Consider the following 25,726-nt stretch of genomic DNA (forward strand, 5'->3'; position numbering starts at 1 on the left):
AGCTTTCAATTCCCTTTGTTGGGATTTTCGTTCTGCATCCTGATCTTGAGCAATATTTCAAACCGACGGAAACAATACTTTCAATTCCCTTTGTTGGGATTTTCGTTCTGCATCGCAACTATACTGTTCGACACGATGGTTAATATTGTTCCGTCGGCTTTCAATTCCCTTTGTTGGGATTTTCGTTCTGCATCTCTTATATGTTGTGCCTTTCGGCTCAGAGAAAACAACTTTCTTTCAATTCCCTTTGTTGGGATTTTCGTTCTGCATCAAAAATGCTTATCTAGACGGGGTTATTACTGGCAAAGAGCTCTTTCAATTCCCTTTGTTGGGATTTTCGTTCTGCATCATTTTAACATCCGCGAAATACATAGTTGCCCGCTCCTCGTCTTTCAATTCCCTTTGTTGGGATTTTCGTTCTGCATCCTATTTATTACCGCACAAAACAAAAGGTGACTGAAAACGAGCTTTCAATTCCCTTTGTTGGGATTTTCGTTCTGCATCTTTCGCAATGTACGTTTGAACCTCTTCGCTTAAACGGTCGCTTTCAATTCCCTTTGTTGGGATTTTCGTTCTGCATCGGAGATAAAAATGGATTTGGATGAAGCCAGAAGTTATATACTTTCAATTCCCTTTGTTGGGATTTTCGTTCTGCATCCTCCATGCCTGCCTTTTCAAAAAGTTCCGCGATTTTTGCTTTCAATTCCCTTTGTTGGGATTTTCGTTCTGCATCGCTTTTCGACCGTCTTCTGAGGGAGAATCTTGTTGTCTTTCAATTCCCTTTGTTGGGATTTTCGTTCTGCATCGAAACGCACATATTCGCCCGCACGAGAAGGAACACCGATACTTTCAATTCCCTTTGTTGGGATTTTCGTTCTGCATCTATATGGGCCAGCGAAAACATGTTCAACAATGCTATAAGCTTTCAATTCCCTTTGTTGGGATTTTCGTTCTGCATCAGATGGAGTGGCGGCAGGAAATTTTAGGCGAATTTGTCTTTCAATTCCCTTTGTTGGGATTTTCGTTCTGCATCTCCCCCTGACTTTTCTGCGGCGGCAGTTCTAGGCTCACTTTCAATTCCCTTTGTTGGGATTTTCGTTCTGCATCTCTGTGGCAAACGGGGCGCTGACATATATGGTTCGCCCCCTTTCAATTCCCTTTGTTGGGATTTTCGTTCTGCATCCAGGTTTGTAATCAGTCCTGAAACTAATATGTGGGCGTCCTTTCAATTCCCTTTGTTGGGATTTTCGTTCTGCATCGCCTGTCAGCTTAATTCCTGTTTTGATTAAATCTTTGGACTTTCAATTCCCTTTGTTGGGATTTTCGTTCTGCATCATAAAGTCAGGATTGTTAGCTGTTGCTAGCAATCTTGTCTTTCAATTCCCTTTGTTGGGATTTTCGTTCTGCATCCAAACCCAAACGCGGCTTATCTCGCCCAGAGAGCCCTATATAAGGGCAGCCGCGAAAGGTACAACCGATTATTATGTAACCGCAAACCCCCTTATAAAGATAATCGAAAAAAACAGATACTCAGCCTTAAGAAGTAAAGATAAGTGTAAGTGTTGTCAATATTTTACTGTGATTAACATGGAACCTACAAAATATTATATTCTGCCACAACTACCCTACGGCTACGGAGATCTGGAACCCTACATCTCGGAAGAACAGTTAAGAATCCATCACGAGAAACACCATCAAGCATATGTCAAAGGCGCAAACGCGATACTCGAGCGACTTGAAAGGGCGAGGAGAGAGAACACCGAGATAGATGTGAAGTCTGCATTGAAGGAACTCTCGTTCAATATCGGAGGGCACCTCCTTCACTCACTATTCTGGAAAAACCTTAAACGAGCTAGTGAGGGCAGCGGGAAACCTGGAGGCACTCTAGGCACTCTCCTAGAAAAAGAGTTCGTCAGCTTCGAGAGGTTCAAGAGAGAGTTCACTCAGGCAGCTATAAGCGTTGAAGGCTCTGGCTGGGCTGCATTGGCCATATGTACACAAACCGGTAGGCCAGTGATCATGCAGGTGGAGAAACATAACACCAACATATACCCAACATTCAAAATCCTCATGATCATCGACGTATTCGAACATGCGTACTACATCGACTATAAGAACGACAGGGCAAAATTTGTGGAGGCATTCTGGAACATAGCAAACTGGGAAGAGGCAAATAGAAGACTAGAATAGACAGAGATCAGATGACTTTAGACAGCAGCTCACTTAAAGATTAGGCACGAGCAACACAGAGAAGCCAAAGGGTTTAAATCTGGGACTTAGACATTCTAAGCCCTAACCTAGGGAGACCTTACAGAAAACCAAGTTCTAATGGACGGATAGTATACTAAATGGCAAACGATAACAATCCTTATGCAACACCGCAACCCCTCACATTCAGAGAACTTTACGAGATCATAGACTCAGAGTTCCATGTCGAGGGCTTCATGCTCGAATTTGACATACCTATATTTAGCGTCAAAACCAGAGGCCCTTCAAAGGAAACCTTCATAAGGCTCGTTCAGAAACTGAACCCATACAACCTGCTCCCACTTCTACGCCGTAGATATGGAGGGCTAGTAATCCAAGTTCTCCACAAGCCCACCGAGAGACCTGAGAGAGGAAGAAACATACCCCTAATCCTATTCCTAGCCTCCGTATGCACCGTCTCTTTAAGCGGCTACTTCAACTCACATCTTTGGTCTGAGATCTTCGGCGAGAACATCATCCTCCACTCCCTCTACTTCACCATAGCCTTATTAGGCATAGTGGGACTCCACGAGATGGGCCACAAGTTAACAGTGGCAAAAAGAGGATTAAGAGCCACATCACCCTACTTCATCCCAGGCCCCCCTTACCCAATGGGCTTCGGGACCTTCGGAGCTCTTATCATGCAAAAGGATCCGCCAGCAAACCGCGACCAACTCTTCGACATAGGATTCAGCGGCCCAGTAACAGGCTTCATAATAGCCCTCATAGTTTCCTCAATAGCCCTCTTAGGTGTGAGATTTGTAGACCAAACTTTGGTAAGCCAGCTTGAAACTCAAGGCGTTGAGGTGTTCGAGTTACCGTCCTCGCTTGGCTTAATCATCCTCAACCACCTAATAGGCGTCAACGCATCTCCTGGCTATGTCGCTGTAATCCCACCAATAGGCATAGCTGGATGGATAGGTTTCGTCGTAACCTTTCTCAACCTCCTACCAGCATGGCAGCTGGATGGCGGCCACATCGCCCGAGCCATGTTCGGCGAGAGAGGACACCGCTACGCCTCCCTCATTGGGCTGGCAATAGCGGTGGCAACAGGTTTCTGGTTCTTCGCCCTCCTCATCTTATTTTTTATGGGCTCGAGGAGGAGCATAGAACTACTAGACGACGTCTCTCCCCTCTCAACCAGTAGAAAAATGCTGGGCGTCTTAGCCTATATAATCCTAGTTCTAAGCGCAGTGATCTTCTGGTGAAAATGTAGAGCAGACGCAAACTAGGCGAATAACTTAGTTATCCACCCTCAGCAGCATTCATCCAGCCGCAGTTACACCTAGGGGGTGAAGAGACTACCTATGGCTAATTTATGTAACCTACTGGCGCAGAGTTGAGCGACCAAATCTTCACAAATTGAAGACAGCTCTCATCTGCCGTAACTAGGCGTAAACCATACCGATTAACTCTAATTTCTCTCTCCTAGTCTTCCTTTTCAGCTGACGTTCTTTACACACAGCTTCCTTTCTGCTTCTGCACTCTTCACTGTAAACAAGCTTTACTGGTATTCTAGATCTCGTGAACCTCGAGCCTCTACCTCTATTATGTTCTTCAACTCTCTTCTCAAGGTTACCTGTGCATCCAACATAAAGTTCTCCAGTTGAACATCGAAGAATGTATACGTTGAAGACCTCCTTCCTCACCCGAGTAATTTAACTCATCACACATATAAGCACAGCTACTAGATTCCAAACTTTGCCCACGTTACACTCAGCTGAAGCACGCAGTTGCCATCGCAGCAATATTCTGTAAGAATAAAAAAGAGACGAACCACGCGATGGCTATTTGCACGTAGAGAGCCGAGTGACGAGAAAAAAAGTTTCAAAAAATTACTGATTGTTGAATACACCATTAATCGCTATTCATAATCGAGGATAACGGTGTGATTCAATATTTTCGATGCTTCTGGTAGCATTCCCTACAGTACACAGGTCTTCCTTCGGTGGGCTTGAATGGGACTTGGGTTTCTTTGCCACAGTCTGAACATGTAGCATTATGCATAGTCCTTTCTCCACCGAACCTGCGTTCTCCATAAACCATTCCTTTCACCCTTCCATTGGTTTATAACTACTAATGGTCCCACTGGTAGTATTTAAACTGTTCACCAGACCCACAGCCCCTACAAAGCCTTAAAAAACTAGCATAGCCGAGAACAATAACTAGGCTGAGCTAATTTAACTATCGAACTGCAAAATTGAGTCCCAAATAAACGAGGTATGCCTCTCCTCGCCACCTCAAAAAAAGGTCCCACGTAATTAGCTCAGAATGGCGCGGCCACCGGGATTTGGGCTTCAGGTTTGATTCTCCACTATTTCCTGCACCTTTAGAGGTTTGAAGCATTTCACTTAACCTCATCTATTATTTGCAGCATCTTCATATTTTAAAGTAATTGTTGAGCTGGCAACAGATGCGGCGATTTATGGAACCGTGGGATACCGCCCTCGATCGGTAACTTGAAGCTCTGATCATGGCGGGCCGAGGTACGCTAAAGTTCGATTAAACTGGAATAATGAGAACAGAGGCCAAAACTTCATTTTTTATAGTTAAAGGGCTACCTTAGAAACGATAGTATAAGCTACTTTTAAGCCCCCTTGGCAGTCTACCTGCGTATACGGAAATATATAACCGCCAAACGTTGGAGGGCTGACCCCCCCTTAACGGCCGCCTATACGGAGGGGCTAAGGGATAAAGTCTGTGACAAAACGTTAAAAGGGAAAATCTAAAAGCTAGGGGAGGAGTTGAGGTAAGAGAGGATCCTTATTATCTATTCATGCCAAAAATTCAAAATTTTCAATGACGACACCCCCTAGTCCATAACATCGAGGGCAGTACAGGTTGCCTACAAGTATGACAATGTTAGATCGAGAAGCCTAGTACAAGGAGAGACCCTACGGGGGTAACAGTTATAACGCTAACCTCTAGGATAAGTATCAGAGGGCCGAGAAGTGCAAGAGATCTTGCAAGTTAGGCTAGCAGCCCTCCTTCACGACATCGGCAAACCCGAATGCTGGGCAAACCAGAAACCATGGTCACACCACATCTACTACACGGAGAAACTCCTCAACGAGACGGTCGGCGCTGAGGTTGCCTCTATCGCGATGAGACACCACAGTGGCTCCTCATATAATCTTGAAGATCGCCCTAAGACGGATATTGAGAGAATTATCTGCCTCGCGGACAACATTGCCTCCGGAGCAGATAGGCCTGAGGAGACGATGGGCGCCGGAGGGAGACCTTCACTCCCAGTAAGATTGACCCATATTCTATCAGACGGTAGCAAGATCGTTAAGGAAACCACAGCACGGGACCTTTACCTCTTCCAAGAGCAGTTCAAACAGAGATTCAAAGGTTGCCTTCCAACAGATAAACTCTATGACTCTCTTTACGATTTCCTTTCCAAGTCACTATTAAGGGAGATTCCAGCCGACACCAGAAGCCCTGTGAACGATGCCTCACTGTGGGATCACCTTAAATTGACGGCGGCTATAGCCAACTGCGCATGGAAGAGCGGAGGGTACCAGGGAGACGAACCTTCGAAGTATAAATTTGTCCTGATCTCAGCAGACGCAGACAGGGTCTCAGATTACATTAACGCATCGTCACGCCTACCCGACCTTGAGGCGGGTAGCCGCAAAGTCAAAGAAGCCACGGAGGAGGCCGCCAAAACAGTCAAGGAGATCTTAGGCCCAGAGTGCCTTCTATTCCACGGTGGCGGTAGCCTCCTAGTGATCTCGCCCCCCAACGAAAGTCAGAGGGTCCTCCGAGAAGTGAAAAACAGGTTCGAGACGTCAACAAGAGGCATGCTCACGATGACGGTCTGCTCAACAGAGACAGATGGGGGCAAAATTAAGCAGTATTTCGGAAGTGTGTGGGAGGAGGCCGTGAATAACCTCAGAGCTGAAAAGGGAGAGAGGGCTATGCCTATTCCTCCAGTTATCGAGGAGAATATTCCCTTATGCGATGTATGTAGAAAGATGCCAGCCGAGCACTTTGATGATAAGAAGGTGATACCTATAGATGCGTCGCCGAGACCTGAAGCCCTATGCTCCTTGTGCTGGGAGAAACGAATGACGGGTAAGGGAGTGAGCTTAGACGACATGAAGGATGGAAGGAATTTTGTCGCTGTGATAAAGGCTGACGGCGATGGTCTGGGCGAGGTTTTGAGCGGGAGGAGAGTGAAGCTATACCGTAAGGCTATGACGCCGTCGAGGCTATCGACGATAAGCGGTCTCCTCCACCAGACTTGCGAGATAACTCTTGTTAAGGAGATTAACTCCCTTGGCGGCGAGGCCATATTTGCAGGCGGAGATGATATACTTGCAGTAACACCTGGTATGAAAAGTCTCCATGCGGCTAGAGCTATTGCGTCGAAGTTCGAAGAGGCGTTGGGGGGTGAAGCAACTCTATCTGCAGGTGTCGCGATCTTCCACTACAGGCTTCCAATATATGTTGCCCTCGAGTCGGCAACTATACTCCTCAGAAAGGCCAAGCAAGTTGCTGGCAAGGCATCTATAGCCTTCCACTTTATCACTGAAGCAGGGGTTCTCGAAGCTGAGCTGGAGAAGTGCCGGGCGTATTCTTGGGTCGAAATCGGTAAGCTTCTCAGAGTTGTGGATTATCTGAGAAGGTGTAAACTTACATCAAGCCAAGTCAGACTTATAGCTGCCGCCTGTAAGAGGAACCGCGAGAATGCACAAACTGTAACTAAATACTTTATGGGTCGTGGACAGATCGAGTGGCATGAAGGGGAGCGGCTTCTAGCTTATATCAAGTCCGGCCTGTTTCATGATGCATTTCAGGTCTATAATGCTTTCCGAGGAGGTGAAGAGGTTTGAGCGGAGAAGTGGGTTTGAAGCGTGAGGGGGAGGATCTGGCTAAGCTAGCTGTGAGTTGTAACATTGGGGCTAAGCAGTTACGAACCCTCTATGATACGGCGAGAACCCGTGACAAGCCTATGCTAGAAGCCTATGTCCAGTATCAGATACCGCGGATATCGGGCTACCTAGAGTTTGGAGAAAAGATGCTACAGCTTATCGGCAGATACGAGAAGATGCAGGTAGTCACTATACTGCAGTATGCAAACATGCTCTATGACTATTATAGGTTGAAAAGATGGAAAGCCCTTGAACCAATAATTGGGGAGACAATAAAACGTACCACTCAACAGTATGGGTACATAGGTGTTGAGATTCGGATGGAGCGAGACACCCCTGAAGTGTTTGTGATGCTCCGCGACTTCCGTGGAAACCCGCGACAACTCGCGGAAGAGTTGAGCGCTAGGATAAAGCAGAATATCACTGAAATACGGAATATACCTGTCAAGATATGGATTAGAACCCAAGTTGAAAGGAGGTGAGAAATATGGTTTTTGAGAAGCTCGAGAAGAGAACCATTTTCAGTGGGGTGATAGAGACTTTGACACCTCTGCATATAGGTTCAGGGAAGCCTGAGGTTGATATAGGCGCCGCTGATATGCCGATCTTGGTGGATACGGAAGGGCAGCCCTACATTCCCGGTTCATCTCTCAAAGGCCGCATTAGGGCCGAGGCCGAGAAGATAGCTCGGAAAGAGGGGAAAGAGGTCTGTAATCCGCCTGATGTCAAGAATATGTGTGGCACACTAAAAAAAGAACCTAAAGATTTCTGTATCGCCTGTAGGATATTCGGCACCGCGGGGGAAGTCTCAGTAGCAAGCAAGGTAAAGTTTAGAGATGCATACCCTACCAAGAAGATAGAAAAATTCCTGACACGGACAGGGACGGCTATAGACAGAGAGAAAGGTAGCGTAGCTCGAAGTGCTCTATACTCTATCGAGGCGGTTCCCGCAGGATCGACTTTCAATCTTGAGATAGTGGCCGAGAATCTAACCGATGAGGAGCTGAAGCTACTGTTGGCAGCTATGAAGTCGATGGAGGACTCAGCCTTAGGCGGCTCTTCCACACGAGGGTTCGGCAAGGTTAGACTGAACTTTGACAAAGTCTATACCCGGACTGCCAAATACTACTTAGGCGAGGAAGAGGAGGATGTTCTTGAAGGAGCAGATCTGGAACGCTGGCTGAAGGAGAAGAGGTAGTTGGGTTCAGTGATCTGCTATCGAGTTTGTGGAACATTGGTAGCTAAGACGCCCCTCCATATCGGCTCGGGGAAGAGGGCGGGGGTGATAAAGCATACTACCCCATATATACCTGGCTCCTTCCTTAGAGGTGCCTTCGGTATCTCTCTCCTCAAAGTTGCATGTAAACTAGATGAACCCTTGGTAAACCATGAGAAGTGCAAGTATCTCGACGACTGCCTCTATACTTACTTATATGGTGATGACTTCAGCAAATCTGCAAACATCCTCTTCCGCTATGCCTACCCTCTCCATATCAAGTGTGGTGGTGTCTACCTACCAGCTAAGAGGACAGTTTTCAGATGTGAAAACCGACAATGTGGCATGACCTATGACACTTTCAAGCCGCCTCTTGAGTGCGTGAAGTGTGGGAAGAAGGTAAAGCCTTACACGGGTTATGTTTGCTCCGGCTGTGGTGAGATGGAGCCACATCCTACACCTGTTACAAGGATTATATCAACTGCCATCGATCGGGGCCGCTTCTCTGCGGCTACTGTGGGTGGTAGGGAGGAGAAAGGTACGCTTAGGACACTGGAGGTCATTGATCGAGGTGCCGAGTTCCGGTTGGAAGTGATTCTCTTTGAGGAGTGTCGAGAGTATCTTGAGAAGATAAAGAGCCTCTTGGCGAGGGGGCTGACTGACGAGGGGGTGGGGGGCGAGAAATCTAGCGGTCTGGGAAAAGTCACCGTGGAGAATCTGACGATTACAGAGGTCACTTCAGAGGATATACGTCGGCGAGCGAGGGAGATAGATCCAGCTGACTTCACAGTCTGGCTTGTCTCTCCGATGGTTCTGCGGGAAGGTGAGAGCACTATTGATGCCTCGGCGCTATTGGAGAATGCTCGAAGGGCTTATACCCGATGTTTCAAGGATGGAAAGCCAAGTCTACCTGAAGTCACAATAGCTGAGCAGCAGCTGGTTTATGGCACCTTTAGTGGGTGGTCTCTTAGGGATGAGAGACGTCGTCGAGTTGAGCCAATGCTGGCTGCTGGGTCAACCTTAAGGTTCCAGTCTGATAGCCGAGATGAGAAGCTCGCTCTGGGTCTTGCGGCCCTAGAGGTGAATGCTGTAGGAGCCTATAAGCCCCATGGATGTGGCCAGATAAAGATAGGTTGATATAATAATTACAAACTGTTAGGGGGTGTTTAAGGGGCTGTGCAACGGGTCCAGTAGTGATCCATCGGACATGCAGATCGGCGATCTATGCGCTAAGTGGATTTCGGATCTTCATATAGCCGTGTAAAAGCGCCAAGCTAGAGGCATGGCACCATATGGGTTAGATTATGGTGGGCTTCGATTTTCTTTATAAAGCTTGATGCGACAAGCAGACAATCGGAGGCTGTGTCTAGATAAACCCTAAAATGGGGCTAGAAACCCGGATTAAACCTAAAAGATACTCTGGTTTCAATGACTCCAATGAGGATGAGAAGACAGAAACCCATTGGGCTAGAGACGAAATCGATGAGACTTTTCTAAAAGTTTCAATGACTCCAATGAGGATGAGAAGACAGAAACCTGTGGGCGTCGGACAGCCAGGCCAGATATTCGCCGTTAAAGTTTCAATGACTCCAATGAGGATGAGAAGACAGAAACTTTAATATTTGTTTAGCCTTGAATACGTGTTGGTCCGCGAGTTTCAATGACTCCAATGAGGATGAGAAGACAGAAACTCCGGCAACATTTCGCTCAGCCGCAAATCGCAAAAAATAAGTTTCAATGACTCCAATGAGGATGAGAAGACAGAAACGTCCCGAGGCGAACATGTGGGCCAGCGAAGCCATGTTGTTTCAATGACTCCAATGAGGATGAGAAGACAGAAACTATGTTGCACATGTTTAAAATTTCTCCAAGATAATGTTTTTAGTTTCAATGACTCCAATGAGGATGAGAAGACAGAAACGCTAAAACGCGGTCTCCGTCAGTCTTAATTCGCCTAACAGTTTCAATGACTCCAATGAGGATGAGAAGACAGAAACTTTAATTTTTGGTTTAATATTTCTTTCGCCTTGGCCACGTGTGTTTCAATGACTCCAATGAGGATGAGAAGACAGAAACACTTCCATGCGGGTTAGTTTTCGCGAAAGCTCGTTTTCACAGTTTCAATGACTCCAATGAGGATGAGAAGACAGAAACTGGGCGTAGAGCACTTCGCCCTGTGTTTTTTGCGGTGGGTTTCAATGACTCCAATGAGGATGAGAAGACAGAAACTCATCCATCCACTGCCCCCACTGCACCACGCCAGCAGGGCAGTTTCAATGACTCCAATGAGGATGAGAAGACAGAAACTTTAATATTTGTTTCGCCTTGGCCACATAGTCATCCGTTTCAATGACTCCAATGAGGATGAGAAGACAGAAACGCAGAAAATATTACAACATCACCCAACCAAATTCTAAGGTTTCAATGACTCCAATGAGGATGAGAAGACAGAAACTCGCAATAGCGTTCGTCTGGTTCAGAGGCTAAAAGGAGACAAGTTTCAATGACTCCAATGAGGATGAGAAGACAGAAACCACTCCACCTCTCAACGTTCGCAGAACGTTGAGCTAAAGTTTCAATGACTCCAATGAGGATGAGAAGACAGAAACGTTTTTATTTTCAGCATTATTTCCATTTTTTTTTTCTTTCGTTTCAATGACTCCAATGAGGATGAGAAGACAGAAACGCGAAATATCTCCTCCGTATCGGCGCCCCGCACTTTGAAAGTTTCAATGACTCCAATGAGGATGAGAAGACAGAAACCTTGAAGCTGTGAGCAGCATCTCGAAATGTCGCTGACCGCGAGGAGAGACCCCATGTCAATAGTAAAACCGATCTCATAGCTTACCCGTTAATAAAAAGAAAAGATACGGAAGCCATAGTTCAACGGCGTTTCGAGCCAAGTATTCTCACAACCCTCATTTCTTATTCAACGACCCTTCCAGCTTCTCTATTTCACCCTTCAATTTGCCAATCATCTTCTCGGCATATTTCACATTCACAGCCATATCTTTATATGGGAACCACCTTAACCGTTCACCAAAAATCACCGACGCAAAAGCCTCACTAACAACATCCGCACATTCGTGGTTCGAGTAAAACCCTATGCTTCGACCAAAATTGTCATGATCCAAACCCAACGTGTGCAAAAACTCGTGAACCAACGTGAGCTTCGTATGCCTCTGGTTTAGGCGTTTACTAATGTATATCTCGTTCTCTGTTGTTTGTTCACCGAAAGTGTCATCCTCAAAATCTTTTAGTTTCACTTCTAACTTTTCGAGTTTACTTAAACATCGCGTAAAAAAAATCTTTCATTTCTGAAAGTAGGAGACTTGTATCTTTTTCTCTCATATTCACAACTCCAAATTACGGAGATTGGAGGATTCGATAACCCATTTCGAGCCTTATAGGTATTCTCACAACAATTCTGTTAGCCCTGTTTGCCGTACATGTTGCAATGCCTTCAAAAAATTAAATCTGAACTATTACGCATGCAATAAACAAAATTTAATAACTAAACCAGCCAAGTCGAGGAGAGCCATGCCAATTTTTTGGTTGCAGCAGAAGTCGAAACCACTAGTTCAAATGATCTTCATTTTGTCTTCCCACTTGACCGCGGAGGTGGCAGTTGGTGTCTCATCAGCCATCTGAAGTGGGAGTAGAGGAGGCTCGACGGCTTCTACCCTACTGGGCTAGGGAGCTACTTCGGATGTGGGAGGAGGCTGAGAGGAGGAAGAAAGCTCGGAAACCTTCCGCGCAAGAAACCTTCTAACCTCCACATCCCCCATCAGCAAGTCAATTATCCTATCCGCTCTGGCTCTATCCTCCTCCAGCCTCACCGCCACGCTCACATCCAAGACCATGCTGCAGGCTGAGCAGAACTGCGCCTCAGGACCGCCCCCTGCCTACACCGCGGACACACAGTCGATACGAGTGCTGCCTTCACTCTATCCTCTTGACCCTTTACTATTCCATGAGCCCTCAGCAGCGCACCATCAACGTCCCTCCCTGAGAGGCGAACATAGACTGAGGGCATATCTGAGCCATGAACCCAGCCCAGCAGCTCCTTCATCTGAGCCTCCGTGAGCATGGCTGCCAGCCCAGTCGCCCTCGTATGCCTCAAAAGGTGCGAGTACACTCGCTTATTCAGACCAGCCCTCCTAGCGAGCCTGCGGAGCAGAGCCCTAATCCCACTATAGCTCAAAGGCTCATACCTGCCCACAGAGCCTAAACCAACCCATAAAGGCGCATTCGGGTCTCCTCTCAGGGTGTGGATGCTGAGCCACGACGCCAACGCGGGCACAGCCGCTATCACCCTAACCCTTCTGGGCCAGTCTTACCGTCCACGATGAGCACAGCCCCATACTGGTCGAACCACACATTGAGTACGAGAAGTGATAGGGTCTCACCTATCCTGCAACCCGACTAGTAATGTGTGAGAATAAGGGCTCTATCCCGCGGGTTCTCAGCAGCCTCCACCAGCCCCCTCAACCCCTCCGCCGTGAGCAACGCCTCAGGCAGCAGCCGCCTCCTCCTAAGCGTAGCCCTTATCCACTTGACCTCCTCCGGATACTCGTACTCCTCCTCGTCGCAGCCCCTCAGCCACTGGTAGAACTTTTTGAGGATTATCTTATAGTCGTGCTTCGTATGCTCCGTATAACCTCCAGAGTTCCCCCGGCTCACCAGCCTTTCCACACCCGCCCTCCCAAGCTGCTTGAAGGGCACCCCAACCATCCTAGCCAGCACGGTGAGGTGGTTGATGTATTTGGTTGCTCTGGGCTTGCTGACTCCTCTGGACAGCAGGTGCTCAACCAGCCCCATAATCTCAGCCTTATTCTCCTGGCAGATGTCCGCCGCCGACTGGAGACGCTTTAAGGCGCTGTTAAAGGCTTGGTCATGTGGGTAGATCCCCAGCCGGCTCATATGCTTGGCACCCATAATAAAAAAGAGCGATGGAATCGAGCCTGAAGGTTGGTGCGGCCACCGGGATTTGAACCCGGGTTAGAGGCTTGGGGGGCCTCCGTCTTAGACCAGGCTGGACCATGGCCGCCCTCCGCTAAATTTTCACACTCAGAATTAAAGCTTTTTACGTTATTCTCAAAATCTCCTCTCGACAAGGAAGTGAGAGAACTTAACCAAAGCCCTTTTGGCCGCGTTCTCTGTGAACATCTCCAACTCGCTAAGTGCTTTAGCGAGATATTCTCTAGCTTTGGTGGAGGCATATTGGATAGCGCCGGTGGAGTCAATCAGGTTCCTGACCCAGATTATCTCTTCAGGCCTAGGTGAGCCACTCAGTAAACCTTGAATTTTAGCTCGCTCCTCCGCAGTCAAGTGGCTGATGGCGTAGATGAGGGGCAGAATCTTCTTACCTCCTTTCAAGTCACTTCCCACAGGCTTGCCAAGCTCTTGTAGGGTGGAGGTTAAACCTAGCACATCATCAGTGATCTGGAACGCCAACCCTGCCGCATAGGCAAATCTGCCTAGGCTAGCTATCTCCTCCTCAGACCCACCGCCAATGATGCCGCCAATCTCAGCTGCCGCCTTGAAGAGGTATGATGTTTTCTTTCCAATCATCGTTACATAATCATCCTCAGAAACTCCCTCTATACTTGGAAAGATCATATCTAGAACTTGCCCCTCGCATATGTTGACTGTGGCATTGTTCAAGGTGGCTAGAACCCTTAAGATCTGTTGAGGCGAGACACGGGTATGGTTGGTGTGCCCGGTGATAGTGTCGCCAACCTTGGCGAAGAGTAGATCTCCCGCGACTATGGCGAGCGGGATGCCCCATAGTGAGTGAACCGTCGGAACACCACGCCTGACCTCATCGTGGTCGATTATGTCGTCGTGAATTAAGGTAAAAGTATGCAGTAATTCCACAGCCGCAGCTGAAGGAAGCACAGCTTCGACATCCCCACCCAGCAACTCACAACTTTTGAAGGTAAGGTATGGTCTAAGCATTTTTCCTCCAGCTTTGATGAGGTGCCTCGAAGCCATATACAAGACCTCAGGGCTACCTCGACTCAGCACTTTATCCAGAACTGAGTTTACTCTATTAGAAACAAGTTTCATCTCTTCCAATATGTCGGTTTGGGTTTCAGGTGTGTCGGCTGAACTGGATCGGCCTAAGCCTGCATCTATCCTCAACAGTTCCTTCCCCTGTATCCTAACCCCACGGGAGAGTTTCGGCGAACTTCTATAAAAACATAGAAAGCCTGGTATAGAGGAGTAGGATGTTAGTTTATCTTAAACGCCGGCTTTTATGTTTGTTGAAGCTGCAGGCGCACCCATTACCGCCCTATAGACTATACCGTAGCGCACCTGACCTTCATCCCCCTCTTCATCGATCTTCCTGACGATGGCTTCTAACTCGACACCCTCAACCAAATAGGGCGGATATGTGTCTGTGATGATAGCCTTACTCTCCGCATATATCTTATAAGTCTTGACTCTGCACCGCTTCTTGAATGACTTGAGGATGGCCCTCGACGGATACATTTTTGTCTCTAGTATTGCTGTGTCATTGAAGCCGGGACATTTCTCGTCTATGCATAAGTCTTTGGCTGGGAAGTAGACTCGTTTGCACCCGTGGCAGATCTGTATCTTTATCTTCTTGCCTTCGAGGGGCTGTATCTCTCCTATGACTCTCTTGGGGGGTCTATTCATACGCAGATACTCTCTTATGCGACGTATCTTGATCAGGTAATAGTCTTTCCAGTTCAACATTTTCCTCCTCTCTAGGAGACTCTTTACGCTTGGCGCTAGTCCCTTCTTCTTATCGAGCCCAGGCAGCGTCCTAACCCAAGTGGCTAAGCTTGCCGCCCAAGAACCGTATGAGATAGCTAAGATGTCTTGCCCAGGTTCAGCCATGTCTAAAACATGTGCAAGGTTGAGGGGTGTATTCCCAGCATAAGAGTTCCCAACCCATCTCGAGAGAAGTGTTGGGTGGATCTTCTCCTTCCTCTCAGCTTCGCTAAGGGTGAGTATCTTCAATGAGTTCAAGACGAACTTCTTGTAGTATTTATTCAGGTAGCTAAACTCCTCAGCTCTCTTAACAACAACCTCAGGATTCTCTTTCATCTCCTTCCGAAGCTCCTCGGTTATCTCGTTTGGGTGAAGGAACGTCTGGATGACGGAGACTGGCCTAAAAGTCTGCTCAACGAGCTTCGCGTAGGGTGAGTGGCAAGTTATCCACCTAAAATGGTTCAGTGTAATCCCATGTTTCTCCAACATTTTACGGGTGGAAGTGAGTACGCGGTGCATATATGCCCTCTTCGTGGTTTCCCCGAAATGAGCAGGGTTAGGTTGTCCTTCACGCCTCCAGAAGTCCTGCTCCAGCCCCGCGTTACCCACCACATCCACAATTAGAGCCGCAACATCTCTTTTGCTGCCATTCTTACCAATGACGAAGGAGCCGCTACCGCAGCCTACAAGTATCTCTAAAGGATCTCCCTCCGCTCCACCGGAGATGTCAGCCCCGACGGCTAGACCGCAATTGATCTCCCCGCTCTCAACATAACTCCTGCATATATTCACGGCCTCCATCCCCGAGTTGCAAGCCAGCTCAAGGTCGGCGACATGTTTTAGGTGCTCACATGACTCAAAGAAAGCCGCCACTTGGAGACCTGAAGACCCTACCGCGTAGGGCCCAGATTCCCTTCCGAAGAATGATGCTTCGATCTTTCTGCCATCTATCTCAGCCCTCCTGACGGCGTTCCTTGCGGCTTCCCACCCGATCGTTATTGTGTCCTCATCAAGCCCGGGGATTGCTTTCTCCTCCGCCCATAAACCATGCCGGTAGTAGTCTATCTTATCCTTCTCTCTTCTTCGAACTAGCTCTGTTATGTCAAACCTTCTTAGAGGGATGTATCCTCCCCAGCCGAGGATACAGGCTCCCCGACCGTTATCTCCCAAAGTTACTCCCCCCAATTACCAGCCTTGAAGAAGAGACTGGTGTAGAGCCATTTAAGTATGGTTGGTCTTTAAAAAAGCATCGATTAGGTTTGTAATTGTTTACTCTTAAAACGGCGGCTGGGCACCTAAAAATTACTACAGCCCAGTCACACCTTGTTTCGGCACTAGGTCCACAGCCCTACTAGCCGATTACACCCGTACTTCGCGCAAGTTTGAGAGCTGTCTCTCGGCTCAGACCTCTTTCTCCCAAGATAGTGTAACGCTCCGGCCTTATAGTATGTGCCAAGGTTAATGCCTCTACAACATGGTCAGGCTCAACTCCCAGCTCATTCGCGGTGGTGGGGGCCCCAATTCTCTTCAAGACATCTCGTATCCTCTTCCAGTTTATCCTATGGAGGTATGCCATCATTATTGTTCCGACACCGCACTGTTCTCCATGTAGAGCCGGTTTTGGAGCTACCCTATCCAAGGCGTGGCTGAAGAGATGTTCAGACCCACTGCATGGTCGCGAGCTACCAGCGATACTCATAGCCACTCCGCAACTGATCAATGCCTCGACAACTATGCCGATTCCCTCATCAGAGCCTGCGCGTATAGTGTCAGACCTCCGAGAGGCAATTCTGGCGCTCATCAACGCCAGGTTTGCGGCATAATCTCCATAATACTCGTTTCTTAGGTGGTGAGCCAGCCACCAGTCACGGACGGCTGTAAACTTTGAGATTATGTCTCCGCACCCGCTGGCAGTCAACCTGTAGGGAGACCTTGATATTACTTCGATGTCGGCAAGGATGGCTAAGGGAGCTGTTAGCCTGACGCTGAAAGGTTTCCCTAAACATTTGATAGACGCCTGCGGGCTGGCGATACCATCATGGGATGCTGCGGTGGGGACGCTCAAGTAAGGAATAGCCCTCTTACCTGCAACAATTTTTGCAGCATCGATAACTCTACCACCACCTACACCTAAGACTGCGGTAGGCTTCAAATTCTCAACCTTGGCTTCAGCTTGCTCAAGAACTTCCAACCTAGGCTCTCCAATCTTGAGATATTCGGTGTCGAAACCTGCATCCTCCAACGAGTCTATAACTGCCCTAGCGGCTAGCTCATATGTTTCAGGACCAGTCAGGACGAGGGCAACCCCAGAGAGCCCTAGACTTTCACAAGTCTTCCCAACGATTCCGATGACGCCGCGGCCGACTATTACCCTTCGGGGTAGTTCCATTGAGTGAATGTTTGCCGTAGTCTATCACCGGCCTTTGGGATGGACACTTCTAATCCCCTCTATGATTTCTTGGAGGCTCTCCCTCACAAGTGGTGTCTGCTCCACGATGGTTCCTGTTACTATGATGTCAGCTCCAGCTTCAACTGCCATTTTTGCGTCAGCTCCAGTCCTTATTCCTCCCCCCACAATTAAGGGCACATCTATAACATTTTTGATGTGTGAGATGGCTTCCGGTGGTATAGGTTCAGTAGCCCCAGAGCCTGCTTCCAAGTAGATTAGGCGCATTCCAAAGTATTGAGCGGCGAGAGCGTGCATCGCGGCGATTTCTGGCCGGTTGTAAGGTATTGGGCGAGCGTAGCCCACTACCCCAGCCGCACCACCAGAACCCATAATTATGTAGCCTAGAGGTATCGCCTCAAGCTTGTACTTTTTCACTAGCGGTGCTCCCAGTGCTTGGGCGCCGACTATGAAGTAGGGGTTGGTAGAGTTTAGGAGCGACATGAAGAATATTGCGTCAGCATATCGGCTTATCCCGCTGATGTTCCCTGGGAAGAGTATCACGGGTATCTTCACTGAGCGTTTAATCGCCTTGGTGGCAAGGTCTACCTCATGGGGGGCGGAGATTGTAGAGCCGCCGATTAAGATTGCTGCTGAACCTGCTCTCTCGCTCTCATGGCATATTTTAGTATAGGTTTTAGGGCTGAATCGCTCTGGGTCTATCAATACGAGGTGGATTGCCCCCTCTTCTTTAATGCGTTTAAGAAGATATTCTTCCGTAGGCCCCATATGCCCGCCCTCTATTCGCCTATGAGGGCGTCGGCTAGCCTCCTCGCGAAGGCAGGATGCCCCATCAGTTTCCTACCAACTCTCTCTATATTCAAACCGTTAGCCAGATCAACTATGTCCTTCCCATCCAGGAGCGCAGCCAACTGGTTGAGGTCCTCATCACTGAGCCTCTCCACAACACGTAGAGCCAGAAGACTTTTGTATATACGATCACCCCAATAGTCATTATAGATTCTCTGATATTCGTATGGGTCTATACCTCCAACTGTGGAGGCGCGACCCGCTACTTCCCCAGCGACTTTTCCAGCGGCGATAGAGGTGTGAATACCACCGCCCGTCAATGGTATAACCTGCCCCGCTGCGTCGCCACAAATCATAACGTGCCCATTAACAAGATTCTTTATCTGTCCGCTTATCGGGACAGGGGCGCCAAGGAACTCAATTATTTCTGCTCTCCTGAAGAGGTCTGGATGGCTGGCTATAAACTTATCAAGATAGGGTTTCGCTTGATGCCCTCTCGTTCCGATTCCCACGTTAGCAACCCCGTCCCCCTTCGGGAAGACCCAGATGTAGCCTCCTGGAGCAACCTTACTGCCGACATAGACACTTATAGTGTTAATGTCAGAGATCACACAGTTTACCATTTTATACTGTATGCAAGAGATTACTTCATAGCCTTTCCTGTCGAAGAAGTTTTTCGCCACTATGGAGTTTATTCCGTCGCACCCTATGAGGTATCTGGCCTTGACATGCAGTCCTCCACCTACACTGGTTGCTTGAATCTCAACGCCTGCATCGCCGCACATGGTGAGAGTGGTAGCCTCACAGCCGACTTGAATCTCTGCGCCAGCAGCCACAGCCGCCTTAGCCATCTCCCTCAGAAAGATCGGCTTCTCTAATATGTAACCCTCCTCGAACCCCAACTCCTTTGGATGAATCTCTACCCGCCATTCCTCGTTAGGTGCATACACATTGATCCCGCTCACCTCTGTGCAGATGAACTTGGGCGAGGGTGGAATCTCGGCTTCGGCTAAACCCTGCTTAGAAAGAGCTTCTCCACAAACCTTAACACCCAATGTTCGATTCTTCTCGAGGAGGAGAGTTTTAGCGCCTTGCTCCGCAGCTTTCCTAGCCGCCATGAGACCGGCTGGACCTGCCCCAATCACCACAATATCATACGTTTCCAACTTTACCACTTGTAAAGTGTTCCGCTATCAATGTTATTAATGCATCGCAGCTTGTTGGATAAAAACCTGACTGAATCCACATTAACCTATTACTAGCGGGTTGTAATGTTTTAAGGCGGAGACCCTATAATTTCTGCCAACTACGTGACTACCCATGAAAGAAACTTGCGTCAAGCAAAATTTCAGACAATGCCAGAAGTTTTTAGGGGTAGTCCGACTGCTTCGACCTGTGAATGGTATGATGATGGGTCTCGCTGTGATCGTCGGCGCAACTATAACGTTGCACGGGCAGCCTCCCCTTTTGCCGAGCTTGCTGGGGTTCATGACAGCCTTCTGCCTTACATCCTCATCCATGGCTATGAACGACTACTACGACCGCGAGGTGGATGCTCTCAACGAGCCGGGAAGACCCGTTCCACAAGGCATAGTCAAGCCGAAGGAGGCATTAAGTTATATGGCCATCTTAGCTGGGGTTGGATTGACTACTGCTGCACTCTTGAACCTGTTAAGCCTCCTAGTCGCAGGACTATCTCTCACGTTGTCCTCATACTATAGCATGGAGGGCAAGAAGCTTGGGTTATTTGGAAACTTTATGGTTAGCGGGTGTGTCGCTGTGCCTTTCCTCTACGGAGCATTCATTGTGGGCTCGGCTCCAGGTAGTCTCCTAACAGTCTTCGCACTCCTCGCCTTCGTTTCAAATACGGGGCGAGAAGTAATTAAGGGCATCGTGGATGTGGAAGGCGACAAGTTGAGGTGTGTGAGAACTTTGGCGTTGAGATCTGGCTGTAGACACGCTGCACGTGTTGCTGCGGCTCTGTACGGTGCAGCTGTAGCTGTGAGCGCCCTCCCTCTGTTGGGAGGGATGGTTTCAGCTCTTTACCTACCATTCGTCTTAGCTGCCGATGCGGGTTTCCTTTACTCCGCTATATCCATTGCGAGGAGACCGAGCAGAGAGAATGCGAAGCGAACCAAGAAGATGTCTCTACTCTGGATGCTCCTAGGACTTGTAGCATTCCTAGCAGGAGGGACAACTAGCCCCATAAAGATTTAGGGTACAGATTTCATCACTGTTTAAAAACCGGGGCATCTTGGAGAGCCGCCGATTTTATTTCTATGTTTGAGAGTTCACGTTACTTTGATGCATTGAAGGGAAGAGTTCAGGCTTCCCGGGCAGTGTGAGGGCTGCATTGAACTCCTCCATAAAGTCTGGATCTGCACTCAAGTCGAAGTAAGTCATCATCTTGGCTATCTCCGCGGCTTCCCTACGCTTATCGACTGAAAGGAGCGTGAGATAAGCACCCGCAATGGCTCCGTTCCCCAGCTGGACGACCTCTGCCCTCGGGAACTCTGGAAAGACTCCGGCCGCAACTGCGCTCCTCGGGTCGACATAGTTTCCGAACGCCCCAGCCAGATATAGGTGGCGAACATCCTCTATGGTAATCCTCAATTTATTCAATAGTATCGAAACAGCAGCGCAGACAGCCGCCTTGGATTGAAGAAGATTCTCAACATCTCTCTGTGTGATAACGATATCTCTTCCATGTGCTGTCTCGCTGGCAGGCGCTATAAGATACTCTGGACCCTCTGCACCCATCCTCACGAAGTTCGACTTGCGAGGTCTAAACCGACCCAAATGGTTCAATATTCCTGATAGGAACATCTCAGCCACAGCGTCTATAAGCCCTGAGCCGCAGATTCCCAAAGGCTTCACCTCTCCGCCACCGATCACGGTATACCGAGCCTTCAGGGATTCACGGTCGATTTTAAGGTGGTCTATAGCCCCAGCCACAGCTCTCATACCGAATTTGATCTCCCAACCTTCAAAAGCTGGCCCTGAAGCGCAGGAGCTACAGAACCCCCACCCCTTACTCCCCACTACTACTTCACCGTTAGTTCCCATGTCTATTAGGACAGAAATTTCTGGGGCGTTAAATAGGCCTGAGGCAAGGATGTCGCCTATTACATCACCGCCAACATACCTACTCACCGAAGGCAGACAGAATACGTTAGTTCGGGGACTCACCTTAAGGCCTAGGCTTTGAGCATTGAGTATGAGGGGATCTAGGCTTACTTTAGCGTCAGCGTCTAGTAGGGGGGCAGGGTTCTGACCTGCGAGGAGATATACCATAATGGTGTTACCAGCCAAGCAGACATCCACCACCTCCTCAGACTTGACGCCGCTCTTAGCAGCTAGATTTGATATCAAGCTATTCAGAGTCTCCACCGCTGCCTTCTTCAAAACCTCCCTGTTGCGGATGCTCCTCGCAGCGAAGTTAACTCTTGAGAGCAGATCCTCCCCGTAGGCTATCTGCCCGTTATAACTTGCAGCACTAGCTAAAACACCCCCAGTGTTAATATCTACCATATAGGCGACTATTGTTGTCGTCCCTAAATCTACTGCCAACCCGAAACTCCGCGCCGTAGTATCCCCAAGCTCAACGCCTAAGACCCCCGGACAAGCCCCGCTCACATTTATCGTAAATGTGACCTCCCCCCCTCCCGCGGACAATAGACTTCTCAGGCAATCCCGTAAATCCTCACCCAAACACAAATCCGGTAAGCATAACTTAGTAGCTGCCTCCTGCAGTATTCGACTTTCAACCTGTGGTTCACTTCCTCCAATAGCTTGCACATGTAGAGCCAACTTTAAGATCGCAGGGTTAAGTTTCTCCAATGCGAGGTTCGACCTGGACAGTATCTGCTCACCTATGAGGCGACTCTCAGGCGGGACTATAACTTCCATGTCGTCCTCTACATGTGTCTGGCAGGCTAGGCGATAGCCTAGCTCGAGCTCACGCTCGGACAGGAACTTGTGTGTGACCCCGCGCTCTGTAGCCTCCGATTTCTTGAGCAGAATCTTACACTTCCCACAAGTGCCTTTTCCCCCGCAAACGCTCCAAATGACAACTCCAGCCGCCTGAGCCGCCTCCAGGATAGAAGCGCCCTCCCTAACAGCCACCCGCCTACCCATCGGCTGGAAGGTTACAGCAAATTTCTCTAGATCCGGAGACATACCCAACGCCGATTAGTTATACAGAGTATACGTCTGCACGAATAGACGGGCAAGTTTAGATAAATATTTTGGAGAATGACCCACGAGTCAACGAAGGTGAAGAATGGTGAAGACTGGCTCTCCTGCTAAGACGCTGGTGGGATCTATCTCTCCGCTGCGGGCGCCTAAAAGCTTATAGAGAACGGAAGGAGATAAAAGTTGGCTTCTCGAGGATCATTAACTACCATGTCTAGGTGCAGTGATCAGGTGGGTTATCATAAGGGTGGAGGTTCAGGAGACCTTTCAAGGACTAGGATTCGGATAATTGCTGTGGGGCTAGATGAGGCTGAAGGCGAGCTGGTGAGGTTCTTGGCGCCTCGGACAGTCGAAGGGATACTGAGAGCCCTGCCTCTGGAAGGTAAGGCTTCTCTCTGGAATGAGGAGATCTACTTTGAGATCCCAGTAAAGATGGGAATGGAGAAGGCTAAGGCCAAGGTTGAGACTGGAACCTTAGCCTACTGGCCAATAGGCAGCGCATTCTGCATCTTTTATGGGAAATCTCAACCTTATAGCCCAGTAAACATTGTGGGGAGGGTTACCAAGAATCTCGAACTATTCGCCTCTATCAGGAGCGGGATGACTCTCAGAGTGGAAAAGGCGCACGGTTAGAAACTCTACATAGGAGGAGCGGCCTTATAGATCTTCAGGCGTGACGAGCTGCTCACCAACTCTACAATGCCCTGCTGTACCAACCCTTCTAGGATATCCTTCGCTTGGCTCACCTTCACACCCAGTTGCATAGCTACCGCGGACGGAGTTAACACTTTCATCTTCATGATCTCGCGGGTGATACTCTCACTGTCAACCTTCCCAACCTTACTCGTATAGGACTTAGTTTGAGGAGACTTGCCTCCCTTAGGTTGCGGTTGTTCCGCTTTCTGTGTCTGAGCGCGTTCCATTTGTGCGAGACTTTTCTTCTTCTCTCCACCCATCTTTGCTCACCTTTCAATTAATATCTCGAGGTTTTTAAAAAAGATTCGCGGCAGCAAAGTGGGTAAAGTTTAAGTTTGGTAAGTCGATTTAATTACGGGTGGTGGTTGTAATGCCTGTAGTGATGAAGCTGATCACGGTAAAGCTGCCAGAGGCACTGGTTGAGGGGATGGACGAACTTGTGAGAACACATATGTATAATAGCCGGAGCGCCCTAATCCGCGCTGCGGTCAGGGATCTCCTCAAGAATGAACTCTGGCTGCGACAACCACAACGCTAAGGGCACGCACCCGAGAAGAGCCGCCCGAACCTACCTCAGAGACCGTGTCCAGCCGTCTGTTAGAGCTGCAGTAGCTAGAATTTTTTTACCCCAGATAAGGCAACCGGTCTGACCATACCGCAATGTATTGCAAGCCATTCTTTTTAGAGGAGCGGATTGGGCTGGAACGGAAGTGGATGCTGTGCAAAATGTCAGGAAATACCGCGAAAAAAGACCTATAGACATGCCTTATCCTTTGAAGAGGGGCATGTCCTCTACGTCGATGATCTTGGCGTAGAAGAATTTTGTATCGCCAGTGGATCTGGCGTATTCAAGGGTCTCGCCCTTGGTCTTAGCTGTCATATATCGGAGGAAAGGCCCGCGAGGCTCGCTCTTTAATCTCAGGTAGAAGAATACCGGTAGCGCGTTAGCCTCATAAAAGTGTTCGAAGGGTATGCAAACACCTAGTAAGAGATCTCCGCCTCTCTTGAAGTGCCAGATTGGAAATGAGGTGTACTCTTTGGTGGAGACTAGGAATAGAAGGCGCATCATGGAGTAAAGGTTGTCAAGCTCCACTGTGAGCGGCTTCTGGAGGGTGGGGCGCTTTCCCATGAGAGACTCTCTGAAGATGTCTGGGGCATCCTTTAGGGTTATTACTGGAGCGTAAACATATCGCGTATCCTCGAAACTGTCTGTGAATAGGCACTCCTCGCCCCCATCACTCCTATAGGCAAGAAAAGCCCCTGGGTTATCCTTCAAGGGTATATAGGCGAAGAGGGGGATGTCACCCTTCCAGAACATATATACGGAGAAGACCCCCAGGTAGTGTTCATTCTCATACTTGAAATGCCAGAGTAGGGGGGGAGAATCTACTATTGCGAGAGAGAGTCGTGCAAAGCTTTCAAGGCTCTTGACTTTCACCCCCACTGGCGGCTTAACGTTCCTCAAACTTTTTCAACTCTAGCTTAAGCCTCTTTTTATTACAGGGGCAACCTTATTAATCCACCGCAGCAAGAATTAACGAGCTACGCTCGGGGGCTTTTAGGGGCTGAGGGGTCTAGCCGTCAAAGTTGGCTGCTGTGGTTTTCCAGTTGCTAAGTCCAGATACTATCAGTCGCTAGATCTAGTCGAGGTCAACTCGACTTTCTACACGATTCCCAAAATTCAACTTCCTGAGAGGTGGAGAAAGGAGGCACCTGAGAGTTTTGAGTTTACGGTAAAAGCCCATAAGAGCATAAGCCACATCTACAAACTTGAACCAACCCCAGAGTGCCTCGAATCCTACAGGCGGATGGCGGAGATATGTAAAACTCTGAGATCGAGGCTACTCCTCATCCAGACGCCGGCTTCAGTGAAGCCGCTAGATAGAACTTTCCTAGCGGCGGAATGTTTCTTCAAGGCTGTGGGGGGCGAGTTAACCCTCCTCTGGGAGACACGCGGCCCAGAGTGGTTAGAAGGCCATGCCTGTAAGAGACTTGGGCAACTCTTGAGAGATTACGGTGTAGTTCACGTTACAGACCCCCTTATCAGAGAACCGGTATACGCTGGGCGAATGGTCTATGTAAGGCTCCACGGCTTAGGGAGTAGACTATATTACTATCAATACTCTGATGAGGAGTTGAAGCTACTTAGGAGAAAGATAGCAAAGTTTGCGAGGCGTGGGGACGTATACGTCCTATTCAACAACTTATCTATGTTCGACGACGCCATAAGGTTCCGTACATACTTGGAGAGAGATGAATTACCCCCGCTAACTGGCACCTATGGGGTTGAGTCCTTTCGTAAGGTATTCGAGAAGACCAGGTTCCCTACAACCCTAGCAAAGTTGCAGAGGTACCTTGGTTGGAGACTCTTCGACCTAGAACCTGACAAACAGTTACCAGTGTACACGATCTTGGAGAGGATAACAGCTAGAAGTTTCCAGAACTTGGAAGAGTTAGTTAGGGCTGCGGAAAAAATTATCGGGTAGACCTGATTTGCTGGTTAAGTATGGCAATTATATCTGTGATGTTCTAAGAGGGTTGGAGACTTTAGAT

Annotated in this window: 25 protein-coding genes, 1 tRNA gene and 2 CRISPR repeat arrays; of the genes, 12 read left to right on the plus strand and 14 right to left on the minus strand. The window is 48.6% G+C overall.

Translation table 11 applies throughout. The features are described 5' to 3' along the window. Positions 1–2 precede the first annotated feature (2 nt). A CRISPR array of direct repeats spans positions 3–1,410; the repeat unit is 37 nt; unit sequence CTTTCAATTCCCTTTGTTGGGATTTTCGTTCTGCATC. Between the two features lie 177 nt (positions 1,411–1,587). Together QXJ75_02070 and QXJ75_02075 are read left to right on the plus strand one after the other, a co-directional pair. Continuing rightward, positions 1,588–2,190: a superoxide dismutase gene (locus tag QXJ75_02070; GenBank protein ID MEM3736867.1), complete on the plus strand. Its 603-nt coding sequence runs from the start codon at positions 1,588–1,590 to the stop codon at positions 2,188–2,190. Positions 2,191–2,348: 158 nt separating this feature from the next. Then, positions 2,349–3,455, plus strand: a complete 1,107-nt coding sequence (locus tag QXJ75_02075) for a site-2 protease family protein (protein ID MEM3736868.1) — start codon at positions 2,349–2,351, stop codon at positions 3,453–3,455. Positions 3,456–3,635: 180 nt separating this feature from the next. Here the strand turns inward: QXJ75_02075 and QXJ75_02080 are convergent, their stop codons facing one another. Together QXJ75_02080 and QXJ75_02085 are read right to left on the minus strand one after the other, a co-directional pair. Continuing rightward, positions 3,636–3,896 carry a GIY-YIG nuclease family protein gene (locus QXJ75_02080; protein ID MEM3736869.1) on the minus strand — a complete coding sequence of 87 codons (261 nt, stop codon included), beginning with the start codon at positions 3,894–3,896 and terminating at the stop codon, positions 3,636–3,638. A 244-nt stretch (positions 3,897–4,140) separates the two neighbouring features. After that, positions 4,141–4,293 carry a CxxC-x17-CxxC domain-containing protein gene (locus tag QXJ75_02085; GenBank protein MEM3736870.1) on the minus strand — a complete coding sequence of 51 codons (153 nt, stop codon included), beginning with the start codon at positions 4,291–4,293 and terminating at the stop codon, positions 4,141–4,143. 551 nt (positions 4,294–4,844) lie between these two features. On the opposite strand from QXJ75_02085, the gene QXJ75_02090 reads away from it, so the two are divergent. From QXJ75_02090 to QXJ75_02110, 5 genes are all read left to right on the plus strand, one after another. Next, the gene (locus tag QXJ75_02090) at positions 4,845–4,976 is read left to right on the plus strand and encodes a hypothetical protein (GenBank protein ID MEM3736871.1); all 132 of its coding nucleotides are present in this window, start codon (positions 4,845–4,847) and stop codon (positions 4,974–4,976) included. 222 nt (positions 4,977–5,198) lie between these two features. Further along, positions 5,199–7,088 (plus strand): type III-B CRISPR-associated protein Cas10/Cmr2, encoded by a 1,890-nt coding sequence (gene cas10, locus QXJ75_02095; GenBank protein ID MEM3736872.1) that lies wholly within the window; start codon positions 5,199–5,201, stop codon positions 7,086–7,088. After that, complete coding sequence (locus tag QXJ75_02100; GenBank protein ID MEM3736873.1) at positions 7,085–7,609, plus strand: hypothetical protein; 525 nt, start codon at positions 7,085–7,087, stop codon at positions 7,607–7,609. Before cas10 ends, QXJ75_02100 begins: the two co-directional genes overlap by 4 nt. Before the next feature lie 5 nt (positions 7,610–7,614). Next, positions 7,615–8,325 (plus strand): CRISPR-associated RAMP protein Csx7, encoded by a 711-nt coding sequence (gene csx7, locus QXJ75_02105; protein MEM3736874.1) that lies wholly within the window; start codon positions 7,615–7,617, stop codon positions 8,323–8,325. Between the two features lie 9 nt (positions 8,326–8,334). Next, entirely contained in the window at positions 8,335–9,480 is a 1,146-nt protein-coding gene (locus QXJ75_02110; GenBank protein MEM3736875.1) for an RAMP superfamily CRISPR-associated protein, read from the plus strand. Positions 9,481–9,765: 285 nt separating this feature from the next. Then, a CRISPR array of direct repeats spans positions 9,766–11,106; the repeat unit is 37 nt; unit sequence GTTTCAATGACTCCAATGAGGATGAGAAGACAGAAAC. 155 nt (positions 11,107–11,261) lie between these two features. Here the strand turns inward: QXJ75_02110 and QXJ75_02115 are convergent. Continuing rightward, positions 11,262–11,609, minus strand: a complete 348-nt coding sequence (locus tag QXJ75_02115) for a hypothetical protein (protein ID MEM3736876.1) — start codon at positions 11,607–11,609, stop codon at positions 11,262–11,264. A gap of 365 nt (positions 11,610–11,974) precedes the next feature. On the opposite strand from QXJ75_02115, the gene QXJ75_02120 reads away from it, so the two are divergent. Beyond that, a complete protein-coding gene (locus tag QXJ75_02120) occupies positions 11,975–12,115 on the plus strand; it encodes a hypothetical protein (GenBank protein ID MEM3736877.1) in 141 nt (46 codons plus the stop codon). 75 nt (positions 12,116–12,190) lie between these two features. Here the strand turns inward: QXJ75_02120 and QXJ75_02125 are convergent, their stop codons facing one another. The 8 genes from QXJ75_02125 to QXJ75_02160 form a co-directional block, all read right to left on the minus strand. After that, positions 12,191–12,658, minus strand: coding sequence for a tyrosine-type recombinase/integrase (locus QXJ75_02125; protein MEM3736878.1), 468 nt, complete (start codon positions 12,656–12,658; stop codon positions 12,191–12,193). Between the two features lie 110 nt (positions 12,659–12,768). Beyond that, positions 12,769–13,266 (minus strand): hypothetical protein, encoded by a 498-nt coding sequence (locus QXJ75_02130; protein ID MEM3736879.1) that lies wholly within the window; start codon positions 13,264–13,266, stop codon positions 12,769–12,771. Between the two features lie 49 nt (positions 13,267–13,315). Next, positions 13,316–13,393: transfer RNA gene (locus QXJ75_02135), tRNA-Gly, on the minus strand. Between the two features lie 47 nt (positions 13,394–13,440). Next, positions 13,441–14,490: a polyprenyl synthetase family protein gene (locus tag QXJ75_02140; protein MEM3736880.1), complete on the minus strand. Its 1,050-nt coding sequence runs from the start codon at positions 14,488–14,490 to the stop codon at positions 13,441–13,443. 99 nt (positions 14,491–14,589) lie between these two features. Further along, positions 14,590–16,257 carry a hydroxymethylglutaryl-CoA synthase gene (locus QXJ75_02145; protein MEM3736881.1) on the minus strand — a complete coding sequence of 556 codons (1,668 nt, stop codon included), beginning with the start codon at positions 16,255–16,257 and terminating at the stop codon, positions 14,590–14,592. A gap of 181 nt (positions 16,258–16,438) precedes the next feature. Beyond that, positions 16,439–17,485 carry an NAD(P)-dependent glycerol-1-phosphate dehydrogenase gene (locus tag QXJ75_02150; GenBank protein ID MEM3736882.1) on the minus strand — a complete coding sequence of 349 codons (1,047 nt, stop codon included), beginning with the start codon at positions 17,483–17,485 and terminating at the stop codon, positions 16,439–16,441. A 15-nt stretch (positions 17,486–17,500) separates the two neighbouring features. Beyond that, positions 17,501–18,262, minus strand: coding sequence for a geranylgeranylglyceryl/heptaprenylglyceryl phosphate synthase (locus tag QXJ75_02155; GenBank protein ID MEM3736883.1), 762 nt, complete (start codon positions 18,260–18,262; stop codon positions 17,501–17,503). 11 nt (positions 18,263–18,273) lie between these two features. Further along, positions 18,274–19,449: an NAD(P)/FAD-dependent oxidoreductase gene (locus tag QXJ75_02160; GenBank protein ID MEM3736884.1), complete on the minus strand. Its 1,176-nt coding sequence runs from the start codon at positions 19,447–19,449 to the stop codon at positions 18,274–18,276. A 238-nt stretch (positions 19,450–19,687) separates the two neighbouring features. On the opposite strand from QXJ75_02160, the gene QXJ75_02165 reads away from it, so the two are divergent. Further along, positions 19,688–20,500, plus strand: a complete 813-nt coding sequence (locus QXJ75_02165) for a UbiA family prenyltransferase (GenBank protein ID MEM3736885.1) — start codon at positions 19,688–19,690, stop codon at positions 20,498–20,500. A 60-nt stretch (positions 20,501–20,560) separates the two neighbouring features. Here the strand turns inward: QXJ75_02165 and QXJ75_02170 are convergent, their stop codons facing one another. Beyond that, positions 20,561–22,462, minus strand: a complete 1,902-nt coding sequence (locus QXJ75_02170; protein ID MEM3736886.1) for an ASKHA domain-containing protein — start codon at positions 22,460–22,462, stop codon at positions 20,561–20,563. 246 nt (positions 22,463–22,708) lie between these two features. Between QXJ75_02170 and QXJ75_02175 the strand changes: the two genes are divergently transcribed. Next, a complete protein-coding gene (locus QXJ75_02175) occupies positions 22,709–23,110 on the plus strand; it encodes a cyclophilin-like fold protein (protein MEM3736887.1) in 402 nt (133 codons plus the stop codon). Positions 23,111–23,115: 5 nt separating this feature from the next. On the opposite strand, the gene QXJ75_02180 is transcribed toward QXJ75_02175, so the two are convergent. After that, on the minus strand, positions 23,116–23,433 hold the full coding sequence (locus QXJ75_02180; protein MEM3736888.1) for a hypothetical protein: 318 nt from the start codon (positions 23,431–23,433) through the stop codon (positions 23,116–23,118). Between the two features lie 110 nt (positions 23,434–23,543). Between QXJ75_02180 and QXJ75_02185 the strand changes: the two genes are divergently transcribed. Next, a complete protein-coding gene (locus tag QXJ75_02185; GenBank protein MEM3736889.1) occupies positions 23,544–23,711 on the plus strand; it encodes a ribbon-helix-helix domain-containing protein in 168 nt (55 codons plus the stop codon). Positions 23,712–23,939: 228 nt separating this feature from the next. Here the strand turns inward: QXJ75_02185 and QXJ75_02190 are convergent, their stop codons facing one another. Continuing rightward, entirely contained in the window at positions 23,940–24,638 is a 699-nt protein-coding gene (locus tag QXJ75_02190) for a hypothetical protein (GenBank protein ID MEM3736890.1), read from the minus strand. 100 nt (positions 24,639–24,738) lie between these two features. Between QXJ75_02190 and QXJ75_02195 the strand changes: the two genes are divergently transcribed. Continuing rightward, entirely contained in the window at positions 24,739–25,659 is a 921-nt protein-coding gene (locus QXJ75_02195; protein ID MEM3736891.1) for a DUF72 domain-containing protein, read from the plus strand. Positions 25,660–25,726: the final 67 nt, after the last annotated feature.

The organism is Candidatus Bathyarchaeia archaeon (assembly GCA_038883335.1).
Classification (GTDB): domain Archaea; phylum Thermoproteota; class Bathyarchaeia; order Hecatellales; family Hecatellaceae; genus JAVZMI01.